22 protein-coding genes are annotated in these 22,612 nt (G+C 71.6%); 12 read left to right on the top strand and 10 right to left on the bottom strand.

The features are described 5' to 3' along the window. Positions 1-62: 62 nt before the first annotated feature. The 5 genes from amaP to OG335_RS35535 are packed head-to-tail and all read right to left on the bottom strand — an operon-like array spanning position 63 to position 2,457. Positions 63-665 carry an alkaline shock response membrane anchor protein AmaP gene (gene amaP, locus OG335_RS35515; RefSeq protein ID WP_405015263.1) on the bottom strand — a complete coding sequence of 201 codons (603 nt, stop codon included), beginning with the start codon at positions 663-665 and terminating at the stop codon, positions 63-65. A gap of 48 nt (positions 666-713) precedes the next feature. Next, positions 714-1,340: a DUF6286 domain-containing protein gene (locus OG335_RS35520; protein WP_405009767.1), complete on the bottom strand. Its 627-nt coding sequence runs from the start codon at positions 1,338-1,340 to the stop codon at positions 714-716. 57 nt (positions 1,341-1,397) lie between these two features. Then, a complete protein-coding gene (locus OG335_RS35525) occupies positions 1,398-1,733 on the bottom strand; it encodes a hypothetical protein (RefSeq protein ID WP_405009766.1) in 336 nt (111 codons plus the stop codon). Next, a complete protein-coding gene (locus OG335_RS35530; protein WP_405009765.1) occupies positions 1,730-1,918 on the bottom strand; it encodes a hypothetical protein in 189 nt (62 codons plus the stop codon). The genes OG335_RS35525 and OG335_RS35530 overlap by 4 nt, the downstream gene beginning before the upstream one ends. A 53-nt stretch (positions 1,919-1,971) precedes the next feature. Next, complete coding sequence (locus OG335_RS35535) at positions 1,972-2,457, bottom strand: Asp23/Gls24 family envelope stress response protein (RefSeq protein ID WP_405009764.1); 486 nt, start codon at positions 2,455-2,457, stop codon at positions 1,972-1,974. 281 nt (positions 2,458-2,738) lie between these two features. On the opposite strand from OG335_RS35535, the gene OG335_RS35540 reads away from it, so the two are divergent. The 3 genes from OG335_RS35540 to OG335_RS35550 are packed head-to-tail and all read left to right on the top strand — an operon-like array spanning position 2,739 to position 4,293. Continuing rightward, on the top strand, positions 2,739-3,296 hold the full coding sequence (locus OG335_RS35540) for an RNA polymerase sigma factor (RefSeq protein WP_405009763.1): 558 nt from the start codon (positions 2,739-2,741) through the stop codon (positions 3,294-3,296). After that, a complete protein-coding gene (locus tag OG335_RS35545; RefSeq protein WP_405009762.1) occupies positions 3,287-3,904 on the top strand; it encodes a hypothetical protein in 618 nt (205 codons plus the stop codon). The genes OG335_RS35540 and OG335_RS35545 overlap by 10 nt, the downstream gene beginning before the upstream one ends. After that, positions 3,901-4,293, top strand: a complete 393-nt coding sequence (locus OG335_RS35550) for a hypothetical protein (protein WP_405015264.1) — start codon at positions 3,901-3,903, stop codon at positions 4,291-4,293. The genes OG335_RS35545 and OG335_RS35550 overlap by 4 nt, the downstream gene beginning before the upstream one ends. 386 nt (positions 4,294-4,679) lie before the next feature. Here OG335_RS35550 and OG335_RS35555 read toward each other — a convergent pair whose 3' ends face one another. Then, positions 4,680-5,159 (bottom strand): ricin-type beta-trefoil lectin domain protein, encoded by a 480-nt coding sequence (locus tag OG335_RS35555; protein ID WP_405009760.1) that lies wholly within the window; start codon positions 5,157-5,159, stop codon positions 4,680-4,682. A gap of 923 nt (positions 5,160-6,082) precedes the next feature. Here OG335_RS35555 and OG335_RS35560 point away from each other — a divergent pair. Then, the gene (locus OG335_RS35560; RefSeq protein WP_405009759.1) at positions 6,083-8,275 is read left to right on the top strand and encodes an IPT/TIG domain-containing protein; all 2,193 of its coding nucleotides are present in this window, start codon (positions 6,083-6,085) and stop codon (positions 8,273-8,275) included. Positions 8,276-8,728: 453 nt separating this feature from the next. Here the strand turns inward: OG335_RS35560 and OG335_RS35565 are convergent, their stop codons facing one another. Continuing rightward, the gene (locus OG335_RS35565; RefSeq protein WP_405009758.1) at positions 8,729-9,334 is read right to left on the bottom strand and encodes a TetR/AcrR family transcriptional regulator; all 606 of its coding nucleotides are present in this window, start codon (positions 9,332-9,334) and stop codon (positions 8,729-8,731) included. A 105-nt stretch (positions 9,335-9,439) separates the two neighbouring features. Here OG335_RS35565 and OG335_RS35570 point away from each other — a divergent pair, with 105 nt between their 5' ends. Next, positions 9,440-10,939 (top strand): MDR family MFS transporter, encoded by a 1,500-nt coding sequence (locus tag OG335_RS35570; RefSeq protein ID WP_405009757.1) that lies wholly within the window; start codon positions 9,440-9,442, stop codon positions 10,937-10,939. A gap of 53 nt (positions 10,940-10,992) precedes the next feature. Here OG335_RS35570 and OG335_RS35575 read toward each other — a convergent pair whose 3' ends face one another. After that, entirely contained in the window at positions 10,993-11,133 is a 141-nt protein-coding gene (locus OG335_RS35575; RefSeq protein WP_405009756.1) for a hypothetical protein, read from the bottom strand. 259 nt (positions 11,134-11,392) lie between these two features. Between OG335_RS35575 and OG335_RS35580 the strand changes: the two genes are divergently transcribed. From OG335_RS35580 to OG335_RS35590, 3 genes are all read left to right on the top strand, one after another. Next, the gene (locus OG335_RS35580; RefSeq protein WP_405009755.1) at positions 11,393-12,196 is read left to right on the top strand and encodes an alpha/beta fold hydrolase; all 804 of its coding nucleotides are present in this window, start codon (positions 11,393-11,395) and stop codon (positions 12,194-12,196) included. 64 nt (positions 12,197-12,260) lie between these two features. Then, positions 12,261-13,592, top strand: coding sequence for a PP2C family protein-serine/threonine phosphatase (locus tag OG335_RS35585; protein WP_405009754.1), 1,332 nt, complete (start codon positions 12,261-12,263; stop codon positions 13,590-13,592). Beyond that, positions 13,589-14,002, top strand: a complete 414-nt coding sequence (locus OG335_RS35590) for an STAS domain-containing protein (protein ID WP_405009753.1) — start codon at positions 13,589-13,591, stop codon at positions 14,000-14,002. The genes OG335_RS35585 and OG335_RS35590 overlap by 4 nt, the downstream gene beginning before the upstream one ends. Positions 14,003-14,616: 614 nt before the next feature. On the opposite strand, the gene OG335_RS35595 is transcribed toward OG335_RS35590, so the two are convergent. Beyond that, complete coding sequence (locus OG335_RS35595; protein ID WP_405009752.1) at positions 14,617-15,312, bottom strand: type III effector protein; 696 nt, start codon at positions 15,310-15,312, stop codon at positions 14,617-14,619. Positions 15,313-15,425: 113 nt separating this feature from the next. Between OG335_RS35595 and OG335_RS35600 the strand changes: the two genes are divergently transcribed. Next, a complete protein-coding gene (locus OG335_RS35600) occupies positions 15,426-15,863 on the top strand; it encodes an Hsp20/alpha crystallin family protein (protein WP_405009751.1) in 438 nt (145 codons plus the stop codon). A 1,616-nt stretch (positions 15,864-17,479) separates the two neighbouring features. Continuing rightward, a complete protein-coding gene (locus OG335_RS35605) occupies positions 17,480-17,761 on the top strand; it encodes a MerR family transcriptional regulator (protein ID WP_405015312.1) in 282 nt (93 codons plus the stop codon). Between the two features lie 1,348 nt (positions 17,762-19,109). On the opposite strand, the gene OG335_RS35610 is transcribed toward OG335_RS35605, so the two are convergent. Further along, positions 19,110-20,381 (bottom strand): cyanophycinase, encoded by a 1,272-nt coding sequence (locus OG335_RS35610; RefSeq protein WP_405009750.1) that lies wholly within the window; start codon positions 20,379-20,381, stop codon positions 19,110-19,112. A 321-nt stretch (positions 20,382-20,702) separates the two neighbouring features. Between OG335_RS35610 and OG335_RS35615 the strand changes: the two genes are divergently transcribed. Continuing rightward, positions 20,703-21,656, top strand: coding sequence for an ABC transporter substrate-binding protein (locus OG335_RS35615; protein WP_405009749.1), 954 nt, complete (start codon positions 20,703-20,705; stop codon positions 21,654-21,656). Between the two features lies 1 nt (position 21,657). After that, positions 21,658-22,608 carry an amino acid ABC transporter permease gene (locus OG335_RS35620; RefSeq protein WP_405009748.1) on the top strand — a complete coding sequence of 317 codons (951 nt, stop codon included), beginning with the start codon at positions 21,658-21,660 and terminating at the stop codon, positions 22,606-22,608. Positions 22,609-22,612: the final 4 nt, after the last annotated feature.

Raw genomic sequence — 22,612 nt, forward strand, 5'->3', positions numbered from 1 at the left:
CTCCCGGATCCTGGTGTCGTGTCAGGTCTGCCGGTGGGTGGCCGGGTGAGTCCGATGACGGGTCAGTCGGCACGGTGCGGCCGGTGGGAGGCGACACGCAGGACGGCCCGGGTGGTGAGGTCCTGGCGGCCGGTGGAGCGGTGGGCGCGGTGCAGGGGCCCGTCGGCGAGGGCGGCGGTCACGGCGTGCGGGGAGGTGTGCGGATCGAGGGTGAGGGTGATGTGTGCCCGGGGGTTGCCGGCCGGCCCGGCGAGGCGGGCTCCGGCGCTCTTCACCCCGGGCAGGCGGGCGCAGTCCTCGGCCAGGGCCTGGGCCAGGGCGTGGCCGTGCAGCCTGACGCCGGCCACGGGCGGCGTGCCGACCGGCAGGCGGCCGGGACGGCGTTGACGCAGCTGCGCGAGGAGCCACCACAGGGCCAGCAGGAACAGGACGGCCAGGGCGGCGATGACGGTGGGCCACCACCAGCCTTCGCCCGTCCAGCGGGTGCGCTGAGCGTCGGTGAGCAGGACGCTGCCCGGCGTGGTGTAGGGCCATCCGTCGGGGGGCGTGAGGTCCAGACGCCGGTAGAGGTCCAGGCCCCCGGTGAGGACCAGCAGACCGGCGCCCAGCAGGACCAGGCCGGTCAAAGCCAGCAGGACCCGGTTGACTGCGGAGTGGGTCTTCATCGTCGTCGCCTCCTGTCGGGGTGCGCAGGGTGTTCGGCGGGGGCCGGGTCAGGCCGCTCGCGGGCGGACCTGCACGGTGAGCCGGGGGCTGGTGGCGAGGCCGAGGGCGGTGATCTGCTGGTTCAGGGTGTCCGTCAGCTCGCTCTCGACGGTCGCCGGGTCACGGAAGCCGGCCTGCGCCCGTGCCGTGACGTGCCGTCGGCGTACGCGGATCCGGGCCTCGGAGACCCCGGGCGTCTGCAGGGCGGCGTCCCGCAGCAGGACGGCTGCGCCGTCGCGCTCCAGCATGGCCTCGACGTCGGGGTGGGCGGCCTGCCCTGCCAGGGGCAGCAGGTGCCGGCGGCCGGGGGTGAGCGCGATGATGATCAGGCACAGTCCGGTCACTGCGGCGAGGGCGGCGCCGGCGAGGACCCACGGGTCGTTCAGGGGACGGGTGGCGAGTTCGCGGGTGAGGGATGTGCGCCAGGCCGCCGCGGTGTGTCCGGTCCGCACCCGGACCGTGTCGAAGAGCAGTGCGCCGCAGGCCGCCGCCAGGACGAGGGCGACGAGGGCGGCGGGGATCCGGCGCTGGGACCACCACCGTGACACGGTCCGGCGCGCGCTGACTGCTTTGCCGGCGTCGTCGTCGGTGAGGGTTCCGGCGGCCGGCAACTGCTGCCGGTGGTGCTGGGTCATTGAGCCTTCACCTCGCAGGTGGGCGGTCGGGCGAGGGGTGGAGGGGCCCTCTGCTGTTCAGTGGACGCGTCCGCGGTCCTCGCCGGCGTCCAGGTGCTGGATGTCGAGGGTCACTTCCGTGACGCGCAGTCCGGTGAGGACGCCGACCCGCTCCGCGACCTGGTGCTGGATGTCGCGGCAGGCGGAGGCGAGGTCGAGCGGGTAGGGCAGGGAGAGGGTCAGCCGCAGACGGGCCGTGCCCGTGTGCACGGTGGCCGAGACCCGGGGCGGGGTCTTCGCTCCGGTCCGCTCCACGAGGATCTGCCGGCCGGCGCGGGTGGCGATGCGGGTGACGACGCGCTCGGGGACGGTGGTCGCGCCGCGCTCCCGCGACGCGACGGGTGAGGTGTTCACCTGCGGCGCTCCCCGCTACGGGGGTGCAGCAGGCTGTCCACGCTCAGGTCGCCCTCCAGGAGCCGGCCGACGATCAGGCCGACCACCCCGAGGACCAGGACCAGCAGGAAGGCCCAGAAGCCGCCGAAGTAGCCGGCGAAACCCAGGGCCATGCCTGCCAGCAGACCGACTGCGGCTGTGCTCATCCCACTCACCTGTCCCTTGCTCGGTTCCCGTGACGCGACCCGGCGGTGCCGGGTCAGGCGACCCGGCTCCCACCGCCGCCGTCCTCGTCCTCGTCCTCGTCGGGCAGGTGGACGTCGTCGACGGCGATGTTGACCTCGACGACGTCCAGGCCTGTCATGCGTTCCACCGCGGAGATGACGCTCTCGCGGATGTCCCCGGCGACCTCGGTGATCGGGACGCCGTACTCGACGACGATGTCCAGGTCCACGGCGGCCTGGCGCTCACCGACCTCGACCTTGACCCCGCGCCCGGCGCTCGGCCGCCCGCCCGGTACCCGGTCGCGGACCGCGCCGATCGTCCGCGACATCCCCGCACCCAGGGCGTGGACGCCGGGAACCTCCCGGGCCGCTATGCCCGCGATCTTCTCCACCACGCCGTCGGCGATGGTGGTCCTGCCTCGCCCCGTGGGCGCGCTGTCCGACCCGTCGTCCGGCGGACGGCTGAGGCTCTGCGCGGCACGCGTGCTGCTGGTGTCGCCGGAGGTGGTGCTGTCCGTCATGGCGAGCTCCTCGATCGGACCGGGCGGGCGCCGTTGCGGTGCCCGTCACAAGATTGGACGGGCACCGGGGCAAAACCTCACACCCGAATCCCGCATGATGCAGGCCGGATCGCAGCGCGGGATGATGGGCCTGTGCGCACGCTGCCAGCGGCAAGGCGCCCGCCATGACCGCAGCCGAGTCCCCCCGCCCCCCGCCCCCGTCCTCCGGGGGTTCGGCACGGGGCGGATCCCGCAGCCCGCCCCCACGGCCACCGGCGGCAGCACCGCGCGTGTCCTGGCGGGTGGAGAGCACCGCCGAGCAGGAGGACCGGCTGCTGGCGATCCGTGCCGGTGAAGGTGACGACGACGCCTTCGCCACCCTCGTCGACCGCCACATCAGCGGCCTCCTCGCACTCGCCCAGCACCTCCTGGGCAACCGGCACGACGCCGAGGACACCGTCCAGGACGCCTTCCTCAGCGCCTGGCGCCGCCTGCCGCAGTTCCGCGGCGACGCCGCGTTCCGCACCTGGATGTACCGCATCGTCACCAACCGCTGCCTCAGCGTCCTGCGCAGCCGACCCCTGCCCGCCACGCCCTTCGACGTCGGCCCCGAACCTGCCCAGACCAGCGGCGCAGGCCAGCCCGAACGGGCCGCCGAGAGCCACGCGGCAACCGATGCGCTCGCCCGCGCGCTGGCCCGTCTCGACCCTGGCCAGCGCGCCTGCTGGGTGCTGCGTGAACTCCACGGCCTGCACTACGACGAGATAGCGCAGGTCACCGGTATCAGCGAACAGGCCGTACGCGGAAGGCTCTACCGCGCCCGGCGAACCCTCGCGCAGGAGATGTCCCCATGGCGATAGGCCCGCCCACTGCCGGGCACCTCGATGCGGACCGCGAGCAGTACCTCGCCTGCGGGCGCCCCCTCGCCCAGGTCTGGCAGAACGCCCACACCGCAGGCCCACCCGATCCGCACACCGCCCGGTGCCCCTACTGCCGCCAGGCCCTGCAGAGCCTGGCCACCCTCGAACAGGCGACAGCCGCCCTGCGGACCCAGCAGGCCGGCGGCCACCACCTGGCAGGAACCGTCATGCGAGCCGTCCGCGCCGAGATGCACCTCGGCCGGATCCTGCCCCTGGACGACCCCGCCCTGGACCTGCGGGTGGCCGAGAACACCGTGGCCAAACTCCTGCGCCAGGCCGCAGACCACGTGCCCGGGGCAACGGCGGCCAGCTGCCGGCTGACCCCGGTCGGCGACGGTACCGCGATCCACGTGAGCATGACCCTGGCCGCGGAACCCCACCGGCCCCTGCACCCCCTCGCCGCCCGGGTCCGCGAACGAGTCCTGCAGGCCGCCGAACACCACCTGGGCCTGCGGGTGCTGCGGGTCGACATCCACATCGCCGACCTCCTCCCTCCCCCTGCCACCGCATCCACCCAGGCACCCATCCAGCCCGGAGCGCCCCGATGACGTCGGCAGCGGTACACGAGATCCAGGCAGCCGCCGCACAGGCCGCCCTCGCGCACCCCCAGGTCGCAGCCCTCCAGCCCACCCTCGCCGACCGGCTGACCGCCGCCGCCGCATCGCTGCACGCGGCGAGCCGTCCCCCCGCCGCGGTCCGGGTCCACCGCCCGCCCACCGGCACGGGCTGGCACGTCGAGGTGCGCTGCATCGTCCACCGCGACCGCCGAATCCTGGACACCGCCCGTCAGGTACGCGAAAGCGTCCGCGCCGCCCTCACCGCGACCGGCTTCGTCAACGCCGCCGAGTCACTCACCGTCACCGTCACCGTCACCGGCGTCCTGGGCGAGGGCGCCGGCCGGCCGGGGGAAAGCGCGACAGCCTCTCCGCCGTCGTGACCTGGTGCCAGGGGATGTGCCCAGAGCATCGCTCCGCACGAAGGCTGGGCTTCAGGACGTAGGGGTTCCGCCGGTGGCCCGGCCAACCTGCGCGGCTTCCCGGTGACGTGGGTACTCGGCAACGTCTGCCACCAGCGGGTGAGGACGACGGCCGCAGCATTCCGCAGATCCGGCAGCAGAACGGCTGATGACGGGAGGTTCCGCCGCGCCGGGAGCTTCCCCGCGTAGTGCTCCTTCGCCGTCTCGACGGAGAGTTCCGGGCTTCCTCCTGCCCGCCCGTTACCGGGCCGGCGCAGAGCGGGGGAACCCGGCGTCGTGCGGGGCGGGGACTTTGGCACTGACCTCGTGGTGCCGGCCGTTCAGGAGGCGTGGCGGTGGGGCAGGGGTCAGGCGCTGGCGAGGCTGATCTGGTCGTTGAAGACCACCCAGTGCTGGCCCGGGTCCTTCGGGTCGCACGGCTTGACCGAGACGTCCTGCTTGCCCCAGGTGTTGGCGAGGCAGTAGGCCGGAGCGAAGGTGAGGGAGATCTGCTGGCCCGTCACGGTCCAGTACTGGCCCTGGTCCCCGGGGTTGCACGGCTTCGTGGAGACGTCCGGCACGCCCCAGGTGTTGGCGAGGCAGTAGGCCCGCGCGTTGGCGAGGGAGATCTGCTGGCCCGAGAGGGTCCAGTGCTGGCCGCGGTCGGCGGCGTCGCACGGCTTGACGGAGTCCTTCGGGGTGTCCCAGGTGTTGGCCAGGCAGTAGAGGCCGGGTGTGCGCAGGGACCGGGCAGCAGTGTCCGCGGCTCCCGCCCCGGTGGCCGGCAGGAAGGAGGCGGTGAGGGCCAGCGCGGCGACGGTGAGCGTCCTGCGGAGTGCGATTGCCATGAGGGGCGGAATCCGATCTTGCAGTGGGCGTGCGGTTCGCGCACGACCGTGAGGTGTTCTTCCGGCTCGGTACCGAGCGCAAGGCAAGTGGTAGCAGTGATCGTTAGTTGGCCAACAGTTCTGTGCGGCCCGTTCATTCGAATGGAGGGTCATGGATGATGATCCGGCCGGGATCCGGGGGGACCCGGCGACTCCGGCGCGACCGCGGCCGCAGTGCCCCCTACGCGGTCGCCGGACCGGGCAGGTGAACTGCGCGGTCACCCCGAAACCCCGGCCCGCGTCCGGCGCCAGCGGCCCCTCTTCACCTGCGAATCTACGGTTCGGCGTCACTGGAGAACCGGGTGTTGCCGCCGAGCGCGGCCCAGGGTCGGCTGGGCCTGGGCGGGGCAGCGGGAGCGAGTGGTGCCATTCGAGTGTCCACGGCCTGGCCGCGCCGTGTCCGGCTGGGGCTGGTCGTGTTCCGTTGCCGCGCCGCTGCAGTGCTGGTGGTGGTTTCCGGCCGGGCGGGGGCGCTGCTCTGCGCTGCCCGGTTCGGCGAAGTACCGCGGTCATTGGTGTCCGGGCACGCGGCGCCTGTCGGAAGTCTGCGCCATTCGTCAAAAACTGGCATCTCTTGATCTGAATCATGCGAGAAAAGCTGACAGATGATCGGAAGTCAGTTGGAAGCGGTCGCGTTTTCTGGGCGGTGGGGCGGGGCCGGGGCCGGCCGGTGGGCGGGCCGGGCGCTGGGGTGCTGTGTGTGAACCGGCCATGTTGATCGGTTCGTGAGGCGGGGACTGCCTTGTGCCGAGATGCTGTGCGCGGCCGGATTCCTGAACTGCCTTGGCCACAAAGCCGTTTCACTCCGCCGTGCGTGCCCTTGTCATGCGGGCGCGGTGCCGTGCCCGGCCGCCGGGTGCGGAACTTCTCAAGGGGGGACCTTGATGACTTCGTTAACCCTGCTCCGTCCTGCCCGTGCCCGGTGGCGCCGACGCACGGCCGCGCTCGCCGCGTTCGCGCTCGCCGCGACCGGTCTGGCCACGCTGGCGGCCTCGCCGGCGGCGGCCTCACCCGTCGTGATCGCCACCGCGCCGACCGGGGGAGGTCCGACGAACCTGGCCGTGGCCCCGGACGGCGCCCACGTCTACGTCGCCAACGCCGGCGACTTCATGGCCTTCGGTAACACGGTCACCGTGCTGGACACGGCCACCAACACCGTCAGCTCCACCATTACCGTCGGCAGTGGTCCGGGCGCGATCGCGGTCACCCCCGACAGTGCGCACCTGTACGTCGCCAACCGCGGCGATGCCACGGTCAGCGTCGTGGACACCGCCACCAACACCGCGGTCGCCACCATCGGCGGATTCAGCGACCCGGTAGGGGTGGCGGTCAACCCTGCCGGTACCCGGGTCTACGTCGCCGATTCCGCCTACCCCAACGGGTCGGTGCGTGTCATCGACACCGTCACCAACACGGTCACCGCCTCGGTCACCGTCGGTCCGCGTCCGCAGGACGTGGCGCTGAGCCCCGACGGCGCGCGCGCCTACACCACGAACCACGGCGACAACACGCTGAGCGTCATCGACACCGCCACCCTCACCGTGAGCGCCAGCGTGGCGCTGAGCGACCAGCCGTTCGACGTCGCGGTCAACCCCGTGACCGGGGCGGTGTACGTCAACCACTCCAACGACAACTTCCTGTCCGTGGTGGACCCGGCCACGCTCGCTGTCACCACGACGATCACCACCGCGGGCAACCCGATCGTCTCCGCGTTCAGCCCCGACGGTGCGACCGCCTACGTGAGCAGCTACTCCAGCAGCTCCCTCGCGGTGATCGACACCGCGACCGGCACCGTCACCGAGAACGCCCCGGCCGGCAGCGGCCCCTACGGTGTCGGGCTGAGCCCGGACGGCACCCGGGCCTACGTCGTCAACAACGGCAGCGCCACCCTCGACGTCCTCCAGCTCACGCCGGCCACGCCGGCGCCGACGGTCACCGCGATCAGCCCCGCCTCCGGCCCGACCGCCGGCGGCACCGCCGTCACCGTCACCGGCACGAACCTGACCGGCGCCACCGCCGTCACCTTCGGGCCCGGCAACCCGGCGACGTCCGTGTCCTGCTCGGCGACGTCCTGCACCGCCACCACCCCCGCCCACGCCGCGGGCACGGTCGACGTCCAGGTCACCACCCCGGCCGGGACCAGCACGACCGGCAGCGCGGATCAGTTCACCTACCTGGCCCCCGCCGCCGACCTGGCGACCGCGGTCACGGACTCGGCCGACCCGGCCGCCCTGGGCGACACGGTCACCTACACGCAGAGCGTCACCAACAACGGCCCGGCCGCGGCGACGCCCACCACTGCCGCGCTGACCCTGTCCGGCACCGCCGCCGCGGTCGTGTCCGCCAGCAGCTCCCAGGGCTCGTGCACGATCAGCGCCCCGGTCGTGACCTGCACCCTCGGCACCCTGGCGAGCGCCGCCTCGGCGACCATCACCGTGGTGGTCGAACCGCAGGCCACCGGCACGATCACCGCGACCGGTACCACCAGCTCCGCGGTGGCCGACTCCACGCCGGGCAACAACACCGCCGCGCAGTCGACCACGGTCGGCAACGGGCACGGCTGCACCATCACCGGCACGGCCGGCAACGACACCCTGACCGGTACGAACGGTGCTGACGTGATCTGCGGCCTGGGCGGCAACGACACCATCAACGCCGGGAACGGCAACGACCTGATCTACGCCGGGAACGGCAACGACACCGTCGACGGCGGCAACGGCAACGACACCCTCTACGGCGGGGCCGGCGACGACGTCATGGGCGGCGGCAACGGCGCCGACTACCTCTACGGCGAGGCCGGCAACGACACCAACTACGGCGAAACCCTGCTGGGCTCGCTGCTGTACCTGTTCGACAACGGTGACGACCACATCTACGGCGGACCCGGCAACGACGACCTCGACGGCCAGAACGGCAACGACACCCTCGTCGACACCTCCGGCACCGACACCATGAGCGGCAACCTCGGCAACGACACCATCAACGTCCAGGACAACACCGGCGGCGACAGCGCCAACGGCGGCCTGGGCAACGACACCTGCACCACCGACAGCGGCGACACCACCACCAGCTGCTGACCCGCGAACAACACACCACGGGGGCCGTCCGCGAACGCGGACGGCCCCCTGCCACGCTCGTCCGTCGCCCTGCTGTGACCCCGGCGGTGGACGGAGGGGGTGCCATGCCGCGCCCTGGCGGCCCGTCACCCGCACCCTGGGCGCCGGCGCGTCGGCCATCCGTGACCGTGGCGGTGACACCCACTGCCCCGAGCCGAAGCCCGGCTCCGATGGCAGCTGCTGCCAGGTGATGCCGGTGTACAGCATGTACAGGACACCCTGCGGGCGGTGCCGGGCCGTCGACCGGGCGGGGGCCCGGCGACCTCTCCGGTCAGGCCGGCAGCAGCGGTTCGATCCGGGCCCACGGCTCGTCGTCCACGATCCACGGTTCGCTTCTCCCGCCATCACGAACGGACGGATCGTCATATCGGTAACGCCCGCCAGCAACGATCGGCGAGATCGTGTTGCGGGTTCTCACCGCAGGCGGGTGTGGGCGATCAGAGGCATGAACAGGTCGTCCACGATCGCGGTGAGCCGTTCGGGCGGAATCGGCTGAAAGGTCATCAGCATGTCGTGACGCAGCAGGTCGAACGGCATGGCCAGGACGGCGGGAGGGATCCGGTCGAGGTCGATCTCGCCACGTTCATGGGCCCGTTGGAACACCTGGCCCGCCACGCGCGGGCGGTCGGCCATGAGCTGCTCGCGCACTTGTGCGGGGGTGAGACCGGCGTCGGCCAGCAGCCCGGCGAACGCTGCTCCGACGAGGGCGAGGAAGCCGGCCCTTGCGCCGGCCACGCTGTCGAGCAGCGTGATCACGTCGTCCCGCAGACTCCCGGTGTCGGGAACCTCGATGGGCCGCGTCGCGCCGTAGTGGCGGATGGCGGCGATCACGAGGTCGTTCTTGTTGGACCATCGCCGGTACAGCACCGCCACGCCGGTCCTGGCGCGGGCCGCGACGGACTCCATCGTCAGCTTGGCGTAGCCGACCTCGAAGAGCTCCTGCCACGCGGCCTCCAGCAGCGCCGTCTCCAGCTCCTTCCCGCGCCGCCGTTGCCGGGTCTGTTGTGCTGCTCCAGTCATGGCATCAAGGATAACGACGGCCGAAAGTAAGAGATGGTTGCATTCCTTATCGGGCGTCACTACGCTCATAAGAGAAGGATCCATCTCTTGTGAGGGAGTCGTGGCATGGAGGCCATACCGGTAAGGCCCGCGGCCCAGAAGCTGGATCCCGGGGTGGTCAAGACCGCCCTGATCCTCATCGTCGGCGCGATGGCCGTCGTCTTCGACACCACCATCGTCAGCATCGCCCTGGACACACTCTCGGTGAAGCTGAACACCTCGGTCACCACGATCCAGTGGGTGACCACCGGCTACCTGCTGGCGCTCGGTATCGCGGTGCCCCTCAGCACGTGGGGCCTGCAGCGGTTCGGCGGCAGACGACTGTGGATCTTCTCCCTGGCCGTCTTCCTCGCCGGCTCGGTCGGATGCAGCCTGGCCTGGAGCGTCGGCTCGCTGATCAGCTGGCGCGTCGTCCAGGGCCTCGGTGGCGGCCTCATGCTCCCGCTGATGACCACGCTCATCTTCCAGAGCGCGGGCGGCAAGGGGCTTGGGCGGCTCGTTACCTACGTCGCGCTGCCGGTACTGCTCGGCCCGGTCCTCGGCCCCGTGATCGGCGGCGTCATCCTCACCCATCTGAGCTGGCGATTCATGTTCTGGGTGAACGTGCCGTTCTGCGCCGTCGGCATCCTCCTCGCCTGGCGTCATCTGCACATCGACACGCCCGACCGTAAGGCCGCCGGGGCCGCTGGGCCGAGGCTCGACATAGCCGGGCTCCTCCTCCTCGCGCCAGGCACCTCGCTTGTTTTGCTCGGACTTGCCAACGCGGGCACAGCCGCCGGGTTCGCACACCCTGAGGTCATCGTCCCCCTGGTCCTCGGCGTCGCGCTGCTCGCAGCATTCACCAACTACGCGCTACGCAAGAGCCGCCCTCTCGTCGAGGTCCGACTGCTCGCCCGGCGGCAGGTCGCCGCCTCCAGCGCGGTGCTCTTCTTCTCCGGCTTCTCCCTCTACGGTGCGATGCTCCTGATGCCGCTCTACTACCAGGACGTGCGCGGCGCCACCGCCCTGACCGCAGGCGTCATGCTCGTCCCTCAGGGCATCGGCAGCCTCCTGTCCCGCATCGTCGCCGGAAGCAGCATCGACCGCTTCGGCCCGCGCGTCATCGCCCTGTCCGGCTTCGCCGTCGTCGCGGCCACGACCGTTCCGTTCGCCCTGGCCGGGCCACACACCAACGAGTGGCTGCTCGCCCTGTGGCTGGTCCTGCGCGGGTTCGGCCTCGGGGCCGTCACCATGCCGGTCATGGTCGCCGGCTACATGGGCCTGGAGAAGCACCAGATCCCGCACTCCAGCGTGCTGACCAGGACAGCACAGCAGATCGGCGGCTCCTTCGGTACGGCCGTCCTGGCGGTGATCCTCACCAGCGCCCTTGCCTCGCACACGAGCACACCGGTGGACGCGTTCCACGTGGCGTTCTGGTGGTCCGCGGGCTTCTCCGCCGTCGCCGTGCTCCTCTCCCTGTGGCTGCCCGGCGCCCAGCGAGAGCCCAGGACCGGCCCGGGCGAGGCCGGCAGCCGAAGCGCGGAGCACCTTGACGGTCCACCGACCGCCCCGGTCCGGACGCCTTGATGCGCCCCCCGGCGGTTCGGGACGGGCATCAAAGGCAGGGTGGTGGTGCCGGGTCAGGGCCTGGTGCCGGTCAGCTCCCAGCAGGGGCCGGGTTCGGCTTCGAGGTCGGCGATCGACCACCGCAGGTCGGAGCTGGGGCCGTCGGCCTCCAGGTCCTCCAGCTTCGCGACGCCGGCCGGGACGGTGTGCAGCATCTTGGCGACGGGGCGGGTGCGGGCGATGCGTTCCAGGTCGTCGGCGCGGTTGGCGAAGCCGGCCTGGCCGGTGCGGGTCCGCTGTTTGCAGGTCGTCCCGGGGGCATCGGCAGGGACCGGCCGGGTGGTTCCTCGTGCCCGGCCGGTGCCACCACGGGAGTTCGGTCACCGTGGTCGGGGAGGGGCAGGGTTGTCGTCCTTTCCTTCCGTTGGATGGGCGGTACGCAAAGGACAGTTGGGCCGGTGGGAGGATGGGGGCATGGATGTCATGCGCAGGAACAACGTCGTGGTGACCGGGCGGGTGGGCGGGCCTGTGGTGCTGCTGGCGCACGGGTTCGGCTGTGACCAGAACATGTGGCGGCTGGTCGTTCCGGCGCTTGCGGGGGAGTACCGGGTGGTGCTGTTCGACTACGTGGGCTCGGGCCGGTCCGAGGCGTCGGCGTGGAGCGAGGAGCGCTACGGCTCGCTGGAGGGGTACGCCCGGGACGTGGTGGAGATCTGCGAGGAGCTGGACCTGCACGACGTGACCTTCGTGGGGCATTCGGTCAGCGCCGTGGTGGGGGTGCTCGCCGCCGAGACCGCACCGCAGCGGATCGCCCGGCTGGTGATGGTCGCCCCCTCGCCCCGCTACATCGACGAGGACGGATACCGGGGCGGGTTCAGCGCCGAGGACATCGACGAGCTGCTGGAGTCGCTGGAGTCCAACTACCTCGGCTGGTCCGCGGCGATGGCGCCGGTGATCATGGGTAACGGGGACCGGCCGGACCTCGGCGAGGAGCTCACCGCCTCGTTCTGCGCCACCGACCCGGGCATGGCGAGGGTCTTCGCCCGCACCACGTTCCTGTCCGACAGCCGTGCAGATTTGAAGTCGGTGGCGGTGCCGACGCTGGTGCTGGAGTGCGCGCAGGACGTCATCGCCCCGCGCGAGGTGGGCGCCTACGTCCACGCCGCGATCCCCGGAAGCCGCCTGGTGACCCTGGACGCGACCGGGCACTGCCCGCAGCTGAGCGCACCGCAGGCCACCGCCGGGGCGATCCTCGCCTTCCTCGGAGGAGCCCGATGAACGCATCCCGGGCCACCGCGACGGTCACCGCGTACCCTGGCGCCGTCCGGCGCGGAGCGGCCTGGTGACATGCCGCACCGGCCAGGACCCCCACGAACCGGACGGCGGTGAGGACGTGCACGCCGACGACGCGGCGTTCACCGCCCTGCTGGAGGACAGCGCCGAGGACCTGTACGAGCACGCGCCGTGCGGCTACCTGTCCACCCTGATGGACGGCACCATCGCCAAGATCAACGCCACGATGCTGGACTGGCTGGGCCTGTCCCGCGAACAGGTCGTGGGACGGACGCGGTTCACCGACCTGCTCACCGTCGGCGGCAGGCTCTACCACGAGACGCACTTCGCGCCGCTGCTGTTCATGCAGGGCGAGGTCAACGGGATCGCCCTGGAGATCAGGGCCGCGGCCGGGCGGCGGCTGCCGGTCCTGGTCACCTCCAGGGTGAAGACCAGCACGGACGGTGAGCCGGTACTGATCCGCACCACCGTCTTCGACGCCCGCGAACGCCGCGCCTACGAGAGCGAACTGCTACGCGCCCGCCGGACGGCCGACGAGGCCCGCAGACAGGCCGAAGAGGCCCACCGGCAGGCCGAGGCGGAGCGCAGGCAGTCCGAGGCGGACCGCCGACGCCTGCAGGAAGCCCTCCACGTCCTGCAGCAGAGCCTGCTGCCCTCCGTACTCCCCGCAGTACCGGGACTGGAGGCCGCCTCGCACTACCACACCGCCTCCCCGGACCTGCTGGGCGGAGACTTCTACGACCTGTTCCCCCTGGACGGCACCCGGTGGGCGTTCTTCCTCGGCGACGTGTGCGGCAAGGGCCCCAAAGCCGCCGCCCTGACCTCCCTGACCCGCCACACCCTGCGCGCCGCGGCCCTGCACGACCCGGACCCCGTCACGGTGCTCACCACCCTCAACACCGTGCTGAACGACAGGTACACCAGCGGCGGCGACACCCGCTACTGCACCGCCGTGTTCGGCGTCCTGCACCCCCAGGGCGACGCGTGCGAGGTGCGAGTAGCCTCCGGCGGCCACCCCTCCGCGCTGATCCAGCGCGCCGACCGCACCGCCGAGTTCCTCCCCACCCCGGGCGGCATGCTCATCGGCGTCCTGCCCGAAGCCCAGTTCACGCCCGCCCGCACCGTGCTCCACCCCGGGGACACCCTGCTGCTCTACACCGACGGCCTGACCGAAGCCCGCATCGGCCCCGACCGCGACCTGTACGGCGAGGACGCGCTGCGCATCTTCGCCGCCCGGGCTCCCGCCGGGCCGCAGGCCCTGGTCACGGCCCTGACCGCACTGCTCGCCGGTTTCGGCGACGGCCTCGACGACGACACCGCCCTGCTCGCCCTCGGCGTCCCCGGCATCCCGTCCAGCCCCACGAGTGAAGACCCGACATGAGTCCATTGACGATCACCGTCCGAGACGCCGCCACCGGGCCCGTCCTGGAGATCACCGGCGACCTCGACTACCATCACGCCCCCGAACTGCGCAGAGCCGTGGAGGCCCTCACCCTCACCGCAGGGCAACTGCTGGTGCTGGACCTGGCCCGGCTGGAACTCTGTGACTCCAGCGGCATCACCGCCCTGCTGGCCGCCCGCAGACTGGCCATGGCACACGGCGCCGGCATCGCCCTGGCGGCCGTCCCCGACAACACCGCCCGGATCCTCGGCATCGTCGGTCTGGCCCGGGTCTTCACCCTCCACCCGGACGCCGCCACCGCCACCGCCACCGCCCCCCACCCGCCAGGGGCGAGCACTGCCGAGCAGGCCGCGCCCACCGTCCACACCGCCTATGAGCACAACCTCTGACCAGCCCCGAGCCGGATTCGGCCCGTGCCCCGGTGATCGGCGGCGTGCCACTCATGACGGAGCCGTAGACTTCCCGGCTGCTTTCGGGTGGGGGATCGGGCAGAGTGACGCCGTCGCTGCCCGGCCGCGGCGATCACTGACCGCGTGAGCACTTGCCTGGCCTCGCCCAGCGGCGGACGGCCCTCTACGTGAAAGCGCCGACTTCGCAGCTCGATGCGCTCGCCGCCCGGCAACCGGGAAGACCTGCCGACGGATCGGTGACCTCTCACCGTGTCCGAGGTTGCGCCGCGTCGCCGGAGACGTCCGGACGCGGGGCCGGCCCCGACAGTCCAAGCGCGCCCGCCGTCGGGACGCGGCAATGGTGGAGGCGGTCGGCCAGATCGTGCCGGATGGACTGGAGTTGGGCGAGGCATGCGTCCATGCCGGTAATCGCTGCGCCGATCTCGGCGTGCAGGTGGGCCCCGACAGCGGCCAGCCGGTCTTCCAACTGCTGCCACCGGTCGGCGGCGTGAGGGGCGGTTTCGGCCGCTGGGCGAGTCGGTGGGCCGCTCGCGTCGGTGCTGGGCGGGGTGCGCGGTGCGGCGTGGAGCTGGTGCGGGCGGGGGCGCGTGCTCTCAGGAGCGGTGGTGGTTGCTGTCATCGCGGAGTCGGTCCGTGTGGGTGGCGAGGGTTTCGAGGCGGGCGGCGATGTCGGGGTGCCGACCGGTGTCGAGGTGGGGGCGGATGTCGGCGAGGGGACTGATGAGTTGGGCGGTGTCGTTGTGGCCGAGGGCGGTGCGGAGGGCGTCGAGGTGGGGGTGGGCGGTGGCGGGGAGGTCGGTGAGGCCGGTGATTCGGGCGGCGAGTATGCGCAGGTCGGTGGCGTTGTCGCGGGCCCAGGCGGTGATGGCGCGGTCAGCGGCGCGGCGGTCGCGGATGTCCTTGACGCGCTGGGCGCCGGTGGTGGCGTCGTCGTCGGTGGTGGGGCGCAGGCGCAGGTATCGGTTCTCGGCGGCCTGGCGGCTGGCGACGCCCAGGGGGTGGGCGAGGTCGGCCCAGGTGGCGCCCGCGGCGCGGGCGCACTCCACGAGGGGGCTTTCCCAGGTGGCGAGTCGGTTGCGTAGTTCGCGTAGGAGCAGGAGCGCGGCCAGGGACTGTTCGGGGCTGTCGCAGGGGGCGGGCGGCGTGAGCCCGGGCTCCGGTGGTGCGGGGTTCTGGGCGTTACGGATAGCGGTGTCGATGGCGGCGAGGGCGGCGGTGGCGGCGAGGAAGGAGGCGGGTTCGCCTGGGTGTGCAGTGCCTGGGGCGGTGGGGGCCGGGCGCTCTCTCACGTTGTCACTCTTTCGAAGACTTCAGAGTTTGTCATCGGATGGATGACATGCTACAACAGTGTCAGGTGAAGCGCATTGGCACTAGTTGCCTGGACCACTGGAGGTGTTTCGCGATGTTGATGCGCACCGATCCCTTCCGCGAGCTGGACCGTCTGACCCAGCAGTTCCTCACCCAGAGCGGGACCTGGAGCAGGCCCGCCCCGATGCCGCTGGACGCCTACCGGGCCGGCGACGAGTACGTCATCGCGTTCGACCTGCCCGGGGTGGACCCGGCGGCGATCGACATCGACGTGGAGCGGAACATGCTGACCGTGAAGGCCGAGCGGCGTCCGCGCCCGGAGGCCGAGGGCGCGCGCATGGAGCTCTCGGAGCGGCCGCTCGGCGTGTTCTCCCGTCAGGTGATGCTCTCCGACACCCTCGACCCGGAGGGCATCAGTGCCGACTACGACGCGGGCGTGCTGACCCTGCGCATCCCGGTCGCGGAGAAGGCCAAGCCCCGCAAGATCTCCGTCACCGCCCAGGGCGAGGGTCGCAAGCAGATCCGCGCCTGACCCCCGGAGAGGTGTCGCCCTGCCGCCGCCGACCCCCCCAGGGCGGCGCAGGGCGGCACCTCTCCGGCGGTCTCGGGTGCCAGATGGGGAAAGCTCGACCAGCGCCGAGACAGAGGGTCCGCCACCAGCACCGCGGTCACCTCCTCGTGGTGGCGGTCCGCGGCGACGGCGCCCCGAGCGCCGCACCTCCTGGCACGGACTCCTCGACGCCGAGGCCACCGGCCATCGGACCGTCCTGCGTGCTGCCGGCACCCCGGTCACCCAGGTCCTGCGGCATCCGGTCTGTGCTCGCGCCCGACCGGCGAGCCCTGACACCGCCGCCGGCCACCCCCGCTCGCCCGCACACTCGCCCGGGAGGCAGTGGGCGATGACTCTTCGACGTGAGGCGTCCTGACGCAGATCCAGGAAAGTGTCGGACACCCCGCGGTCGGCGAGGCCAAGCAGGCACCCGCGTGGTCCTGGCCCTGTTCGGCGCCTACGTCGCCGGCCGCGGCCGGACTGACCTTACGGTCCGGCACCCGGGACTCCTCGCAGGGCGCGCAGTTCGTGAGGGTGGCCTGTTCGGCGAGGCGGGCCGGCAGTCGGCGCAGGCTCCGTTCGTCCCGGTCGCTGACGGCTTCGGTGAGGTGGCCGGCAGCGAGGCCTGCGTGTGCGGCTCGGTGCTGGGTGCGGGGTCCGCCCTGCCACGGGCGAAGGCTATCTGCCCTTCGAACACCGAAAAATCTATACCGGCTGGAGTAGACATTGCTCAGTGCTGTGGTTAGTGTTTCTCTCGTAGTCGAGGTCGAGAAGTACCCGCCAGACATGAACTGGCGGGCAGTAGTACAGGTTTTCGCAGGTCGGCATGGTTGCAGGGTCCTGAAGCCAGGGATGGTGCAGTAGGCGACAGGGCCGGTGGCCGGGCCGGGCGGCCCGCAGTGACAAGGGGCTGCCAGCGAGCGGTACCGCGGTTCACGCATGCAGTACCCGCAGGTGAATCCGAGTTGAGTGGTACCGGCAGTACGGCAGTCGAAGGACGGGTATCCCGGTAAAGGCGCCATGACTGCGGCGCGCGTGCCGGGTGGTCCGGGCAGTGGGGTTCCAAGCCGGGCAGGTGAGCAGGACGGGCGACGGGGCTGGCTGCCGGACCGGACGGTCCACCGGGACCGCCACAGCAGTACCGGGTAGGTGTAGTTCAGCAGTACCGAGAAGTACCCGTGTGAGCAGTACGAAGCAGTTCCCGCAGGTGGCAGTACCCGAAGTAGCAGTTCCGATCAGTACCCGCAGAGGATGAACGGAGGGACGAAGCGCCATCTGGATCGCCCGGCCCGTGAGGTGATCACCCGGGCGGAATCCGAAGACCCCAAGGCAAGGACGGTGGTTTCCGGTCACGCATACGCGATCCCCGCACGCCCCATCCCCCGGGGCCACGCGGACACGAGGAACCCGGCCCGAGGGCCGGTAGATGGTGTCAAACCCTTCGGGGCCCCGGGAGCAGCAAGCACCCGGGGCCCCTCAGCGCGTCCCCGGACACAACAGGAAGAGGTGCAGTGACCACGACAGCCTTGCGACCGCACACCCCCGACACCCCGGAGACGCCCGACCGTCTCGACGATGACGACTACCCCGCCTACACCATGGGCCGCGCAGCCGAAATGACCGGCACCACCCCCGGCTTCCTGCGCGCCCTCGGCGAACACCACCTCATCACCCCGCTGCGCTCCGACGGCGGACACCGCCGCTACTCCCGCTACCAGCTGCGCATCGCGATGCGCGCCCGCGACCTCGTCGACCGGGGCACCGCCATCGATGCCGCCTGCCGCATCGTCATCCTCGAAGACCAGCTCGAAGAAGCCCTGCGCATCAACGAACAACTGCGCCGACCCACCCGCGACCCTGCGCCGACCGCGGACACCTGACCCGCCGGGGAAAGGGCGCCAGGGCCGGGTGAGGCTCCACCGGCTTTACCGGCCCGCGGGCGGAGGCTGCCTGCAGTGAGCAGGTTGACCACGACAGCGGGCAGTTCTGTGCAGATCTTTCCCGTCGACCAGCACGTGCCCGCAGCCCACACCGCTCGTTGAACCATCGAGCGTCCCCGCCGGGACGCGTCGGCTGCGCTTCTCCTCCACGCACGGCCCGGACATCCCCACAAAGCCGGGCTCCGCAGCGCAGCCAGACCAGGGCGGCCGGACGGTATGCACCGGCCGTCCCGGCTACGGTCCAGGACTCCTCCCGCCCCCCGCACCTGGCCCGTGTCCAGCTGGCCGATGGTGTTCTTCGAAGGTTCCGGGCCCACTCACGCTGGTGACCCTGGAAAGCCGCAGCACTGCACCGCGGCACACGGATCCTTCCACCTGCCCGAACTTCACAGCGGCCCGGCGTCATCGAGGAACGCGGCACCGCGGCCGAAGCTCCACGCCGGCCCGGGCACGGCGCACGGCCCGCCGGGCTGAGCCGCCGGGGCGTCGTGCGGCCGGCTGCTACCGGTGGGGCGGGCCGGGGATGAGGTGGTACATGCCGCGGGCGGTCTTGCGGAAAGCGGCCGCCTTCGAGTTCGGAGGGACGGGCACGGCGCAGGTCGCCCCGGTCGGCCTCGACGCCGTCGGCGAGGTCGACGTAGCGGCGGATTAACCCGCTTTCCTGCTCGGTGAGCTCCTCGTCGGCCATCTGCTCCTCCGCACGCCTCGCCGTGCTTGCCGGCATGTCCCCGCGGGGCAAGGGCAGCCGTCCCGGCATCCGGCCGGCTGCCACGGGCGGGAGCGTCCGCCACCCGGGAGGCTGTCCAGGGTGGCGGACGCGGCATCGTGCGGGGCCGGCAGGCCGGTCGTCTGTCGAAGATCCGGGCTGTCCGCCTCCGGCCTGCTCTTCATTGCCAGGATCGCCGTCATCGGTGCGCTCGGCTGGAGCCGGTCGGCGACGATTCCGGTGGCCCGGTGGCCCGGTGGCCCGGTGGCCCGGTGGCCCGGTGGCCCGGTGGCCCGTTGGCCCGTTGGCCCGTTGGCCCGGTGGCCCGGTGGCCCGGTGGCCCGGTGGCCCGGTGGCCCGGCGGCCCGGCCGATCGGCTCACCGGTGAACGGGAGCGAGAACTGCCCGGGCAGCGTGACCGCCGCCTCCAGCAGCGCCTCGTCCACCCGCACGTTCTTCGCGTCCTTCCCGGGTGCGGCCGGCAGGCGATCGACGGGCGCCGCAGGTCGGTCCCGCTGACCCCGGGTCAGTCAGTCGGTGGGCCGGACCCCCACCGGAAGGCGCTCATGAACGTCCTCACTGTCAGTAGACGTACAGGTGGGTGGTGAGGTTGGCGAAGGAGATCGTGCTGCCGCTCTTCCACGCCTTGTAGCCGGTGCCCTTGGCCAGGTCGGCCTCGAAGGTCGGGCCGCTCTCGTAGCTGATGCCGTACTGGGTGGTGCTGCGGCCGGCGCCGACGAGTTCCCTGGCCATCTTGACCATCTGGTAGGAGTGGTCGGTGGGGGAGTTCGGGGAGGAGAAGACGTCGCTCCAGCGGCTGCCGACCGTCCCGCTGGTCGGGGCGTAGGCGGGCTTCGTGGAGGTGGCGGTCCAGGTGGCCGGGTTGTAGGTGTCGCCGTTGGTCAGGTAGGTCCACTTGACGCCGTCGACGGACCAGTAGCCGCTGTGGGTGCCGACGGTGTCGCTGCGCAGGTCGAGGATCGAGACGCCGTTGGTGCCGACGACGGCGTCGGACTCGTTGGCGGTGCCGGGGTTGGTGACGACCAGGGCGGTGTCCTCGTCGACGCCGAAGGCGCGGGTGTGGCCGGTGGCGGCGGCGAGGCGGGTGATGCGGCCCTCGCGGCCGCGGGCGGCGAAGTGGGTGTCGATCAGGCCGGAGGTGAAGAAGTTGAAGCCGCCCTCGGGCCGGTAGCTGAGGTCGTCGGGGTAGCTGTCGCTGATCGTGGTGTGGGGGCCGTAGCGCAGCGCGTCCCAGCTCTCGCCGCCGGTGACCATGTCGCGGCCGTTGGTGATGGCGGTGCCGGCGCTGGTGCCCATGACGGCCGCGCCTGCGGCGAACTTGGCGCGGATCGCGGCGAGTGCGGGGGAGTCGCTGTTGTCGCTCTTCATCAGGGTGGTGACCAGGCGGCTCTGGTCGCCTCCGCCGAAGAAGAAGCCGGTCATCGAGTTGATCTGGTTGAGGACGCTCTGGCTGGCGTTGTTGCCGATGTGGTCGAGGTCGATCGGGATCCACTGGGCGTCGGCCGCGCCGTAGCTGTTCTTCAGCAGGTTGCCGTAGTAGGTGCCGTTGCAGACGGAGTTGCTGCAGGTGGCCGGGTCGCCGGCGTTCGGGTCGTCGGCCGGGACGACCGAGGCGGCGGTGATGATGCCGATCCTGGCCGCCGAACCGCCGGACTTCGTGACGAAGGTGCTGTAGACGGCGCTGTTGGTGTCGGCGATGGCGCCGCCGCCCAGGATCAGGGCGCCGGGGCCGGTGGCGGCGTGCGCTGTGCCGACGGGCGTGAGGGCCCCGAGCGCCGCGGTGAGCGCGACGGTGAGGGCGAGGGCGGAGGTGCGGCGAGCGGTGGAGGTCACTGGCTGCTCCGTGGGGAGAGGCCCGGGCGCGGTGAGGGCCCGGGCGGGAGGGCCTGGCGCCGGGGCGGCGCGCAGGCAGACGCTCGGCCGTCCGGTGCGGGGTGTCCGGCGGCGGCAGAAACGGAACATACAGAAGCGCGGCTTCTGTGGGTAGATGTAATGAGAGGTTCGCCGAATGTTTAACACGGACGTGCCGTTGTGGTCTGGCCCGCCGGGATCCGACTGTCGTTATCTATTCGTAGCCGCTGTTACATCTGGCGCTTTAACTTGCCGATCTGTAACGTCTGCGGGGCCTGCTTCGGTACCCTCTGAAAGGTCCCCATGTCTCGCTCCGCCCTGCACAGAACCACGCTGCCCGTCGTCCTGCTCGCCACCGGCCTCGCAGTCGCCGCCTGCGGCAGCTCCACCACCCCGGCCGCCGACGCGAGCGTCGTGGCCCCCGTGACCGTCGCGGGCGTCACCCTCACCCCGGACCAGGCCCTGCACGACGCGCTCCCCGACGCCGTCAAGAAGTCCGGCAAGGTCCGGGTCGCCACCGACGTCCCGTACCCCCCGTTCGAGATGTACGTCTCCGAGGGCAGCAAGGAGATGACCGGCCTCGACTACGACCTCGGACAGGCCATCGGCGCCAAGCTCGGGGTCCGCTTCGAGTTCCAGGCACAGAAGTTCGACGGCATCGTCCCCGCCCTCCAGGCCGGCAAGTACGACGCCGCGATCAGCGCCATCACCGACAACAAGGAGCGCGAGCAGGTCGTCGACTTCGTCGACTACTCCGTCTCCGGCAGCGGCATCCTGGTCGCCAAGGGCAACCCGCAGAAGATCACCACCCTCGACGACCTGTGCGGGCACGCCGTCGCCGTGCAGACCGCCACCAACCAGCAGAAGCTCCTGGACAAGCACCAGGACAAGTGCCGCGAACTCGGCAGGGGCGCCGTCGACGTCCAGGCCTTCCCCAAGGACTCCGACGCCCAACTCGCTCTGCGCTCCGGCAAGGTGGTCGCCGACGTCCTCACCAAGCCCGCCGCCGGGTGGACCGCGAAGACCGCCGACAACGGCGCCGCGTTCGAACTCGCCGACGACCCGGCCGCGCTCGGCGGCTACAACGCCTCCCCGAACGGCATCGCCGTCTCCAAGAACCTGCCGCAGCTGACCGACGCGGTGCAGAAGGCCCTGCAGTCCCTGATCGACGACGGCTCGCTCGCCAGGATCTACGACAAGTACGGGGTGGCTTCGATCGCCGTGCAGCAGGCCACCAAGAACAGCGCGGTGGACTGACATGCCCGTCACCGCACCCCCCACCGAGGCGGCCCCCGCCCGGCCGGACGACCTGGTGGCCGTCCCGGTCCGGCGCTGGGGTCGGTGGGCCGCCGCCGTCGCAGCCGTGCTCGCCGTCGTCGGCCTGGTCGGCTCGCTCGCCAAGAACCCCAACCTGCACTGGGACGTGGTCGGGCACTACCTGTTCGCCGACCTCATCTTCGACGGCCTGGCCACCACCCTGTGGCTCACCGTCGCCGCGATGGCCGTCGGCCTCGGCCTGGGCGTCCTGGTCGCCGTCATGCGGCTTTCCGCGAACCCCCTCCTGTACGGGCTCTCCACCGGCTTCGTCTGGCTGTTTCGAGGCACCCCGCTGCTGGTCCAGATCATCTTCTGGGCCTACGCGGCCGCGCTCTACAAGCACCTGATGATCGGCATCCCGTTCACCACGGTCACCTTCGTCGAGCTCGACACCAACAGCCTGCTCACCCCGTCCGTCGCGGCACTGCTCGCGCTCGGCCTGAACGAGGCCGCCTACGCCTCGGAGATCGTCCGGGCCGGCATCCAGTCCGTCGACCCGGGCCAGACCGAGGCCGCCCACTCCCTGGGCATGAAGCCCGCCCTGACGATGCGCCGGATCGTCCTGCCGCAGGCCATGAAGGTCATCATCCCGCCGATGGGCAACGAGACCATCAACATGCTCAAGACCACCGCGTACGTCTCGGTGATCGCCGCGCACGACCTGATGTCCAACATCCAGGACGTCTACGCCCAGAACTACCAGGTCATCCCGATGCTGGTGGTCGCCGCCCTCTGGTACCTGGCGCTGACCACGGCGCTCTCCGGGCCGCAGGCCTGGCTGGAGCGCCGCTACGGCCGCGGCGCCGCCCGCGCCGGGCACGTCTCCCCGCTGCGGCGGATGTTCACCGGCCTCCCCGGCCTGCTCCCCACCACCCGCGAACGGAAGGGCTGAACCG

Source organism: Kitasatospora sp. NBC_01539 (genome assembly GCF_045040525.1).
In the GTDB taxonomy this organism is placed as follows: domain Bacteria; phylum Actinomycetota; class Actinomycetes; order Streptomycetales; family Streptomycetaceae; genus Kitasatospora.

Bases quoted from the DNA above. Each gene is read 5' to 3' on its own strand.
- amaP (WP_405015263.1), bottom strand. From the start codon at position 665: ATGAAGACCCACTCCGCAGTCAACCGGGTCCTGCTGGCTTTGACCGGC.
- OG335_RS35520 (WP_405009767.1), bottom strand. From the start codon at position 1,340: ATGACCCAGCACCACCGGCAGCAGTTGCCGGCCGCCGGAACCCTCACC.
- OG335_RS35530 (WP_405009765.1), bottom strand. From the start codon at position 1,918: ATGAGCACAGCCGCAGTCGGTCTGCTGGCAGGCATGGCCCTGGGTTTC.
- OG335_RS35535 (WP_405009764.1), bottom strand. From the start codon at position 2,457: ATGACGGACAGCACCACCTCCGGCGACACCAGCAGCACGCGTGCCGCG.
- OG335_RS35545 (WP_405009762.1), top strand. From the start codon at position 3,287: ATGGCGATAGGCCCGCCCACTGCCGGGCACCTCGATGCGGACCGCGAG.
- OG335_RS35550 (WP_405015264.1), top strand. From the start codon at position 3,901: ATGACGTCGGCAGCGGTACACGAGATCCAGGCAGCCGCCGCACAGGCC.
- OG335_RS35555 (WP_405009760.1), bottom strand. From the start codon at position 5,159: ATGGCAATCGCACTCCGCAGGACGCTCACCGTCGCCGCGCTGGCCCTC.
- OG335_RS35560 (WP_405009759.1), top strand. From the start codon at position 6,083: ATGACTTCGTTAACCCTGCTCCGTCCTGCCCGTGCCCGGTGGCGCCGA.
- OG335_RS35565 (WP_405009758.1), bottom strand. From the start codon at position 9,334: ATGACTGGAGCAGCACAACAGACCCGGCAACGGCGGCGCGGGAAGGAG.
- OG335_RS35570 (WP_405009757.1), top strand. From the start codon at position 9,440: ATGGAGGCCATACCGGTAAGGCCCGCGGCCCAGAAGCTGGATCCCGGG.
- OG335_RS35575 (WP_405009756.1), bottom strand. From the start codon at position 11,133: ATGCTGCACACCGTCCCGGCCGGCGTCGCGAAGCTGGAGGACCTGGAG.
- OG335_RS35580 (WP_405009755.1), top strand. From the start codon at position 11,393: ATGGATGTCATGCGCAGGAACAACGTCGTGGTGACCGGGCGGGTGGGC.
- OG335_RS35590 (WP_405009753.1), top strand. From the start codon at position 13,589: ATGAGTCCATTGACGATCACCGTCCGAGACGCCGCCACCGGGCCCGTC.
- OG335_RS35600 (WP_405009751.1), top strand. From the start codon at position 15,426: ATGTTGATGCGCACCGATCCCTTCCGCGAGCTGGACCGTCTGACCCAG.
- OG335_RS35605 (WP_405015312.1), top strand. From the start codon at position 17,480: ATGGGCCGCGCAGCCGAAATGACCGGCACCACCCCCGGCTTCCTGCGC.
- OG335_RS35615 (WP_405009749.1), top strand. From the start codon at position 20,703: ATGTCTCGCTCCGCCCTGCACAGAACCACGCTGCCCGTCGTCCTGCTC.
- OG335_RS35620 (WP_405009748.1), top strand. From the start codon at position 21,658: ATGCCCGTCACCGCACCCCCCACCGAGGCGGCCCCCGCCCGGCCGGAC.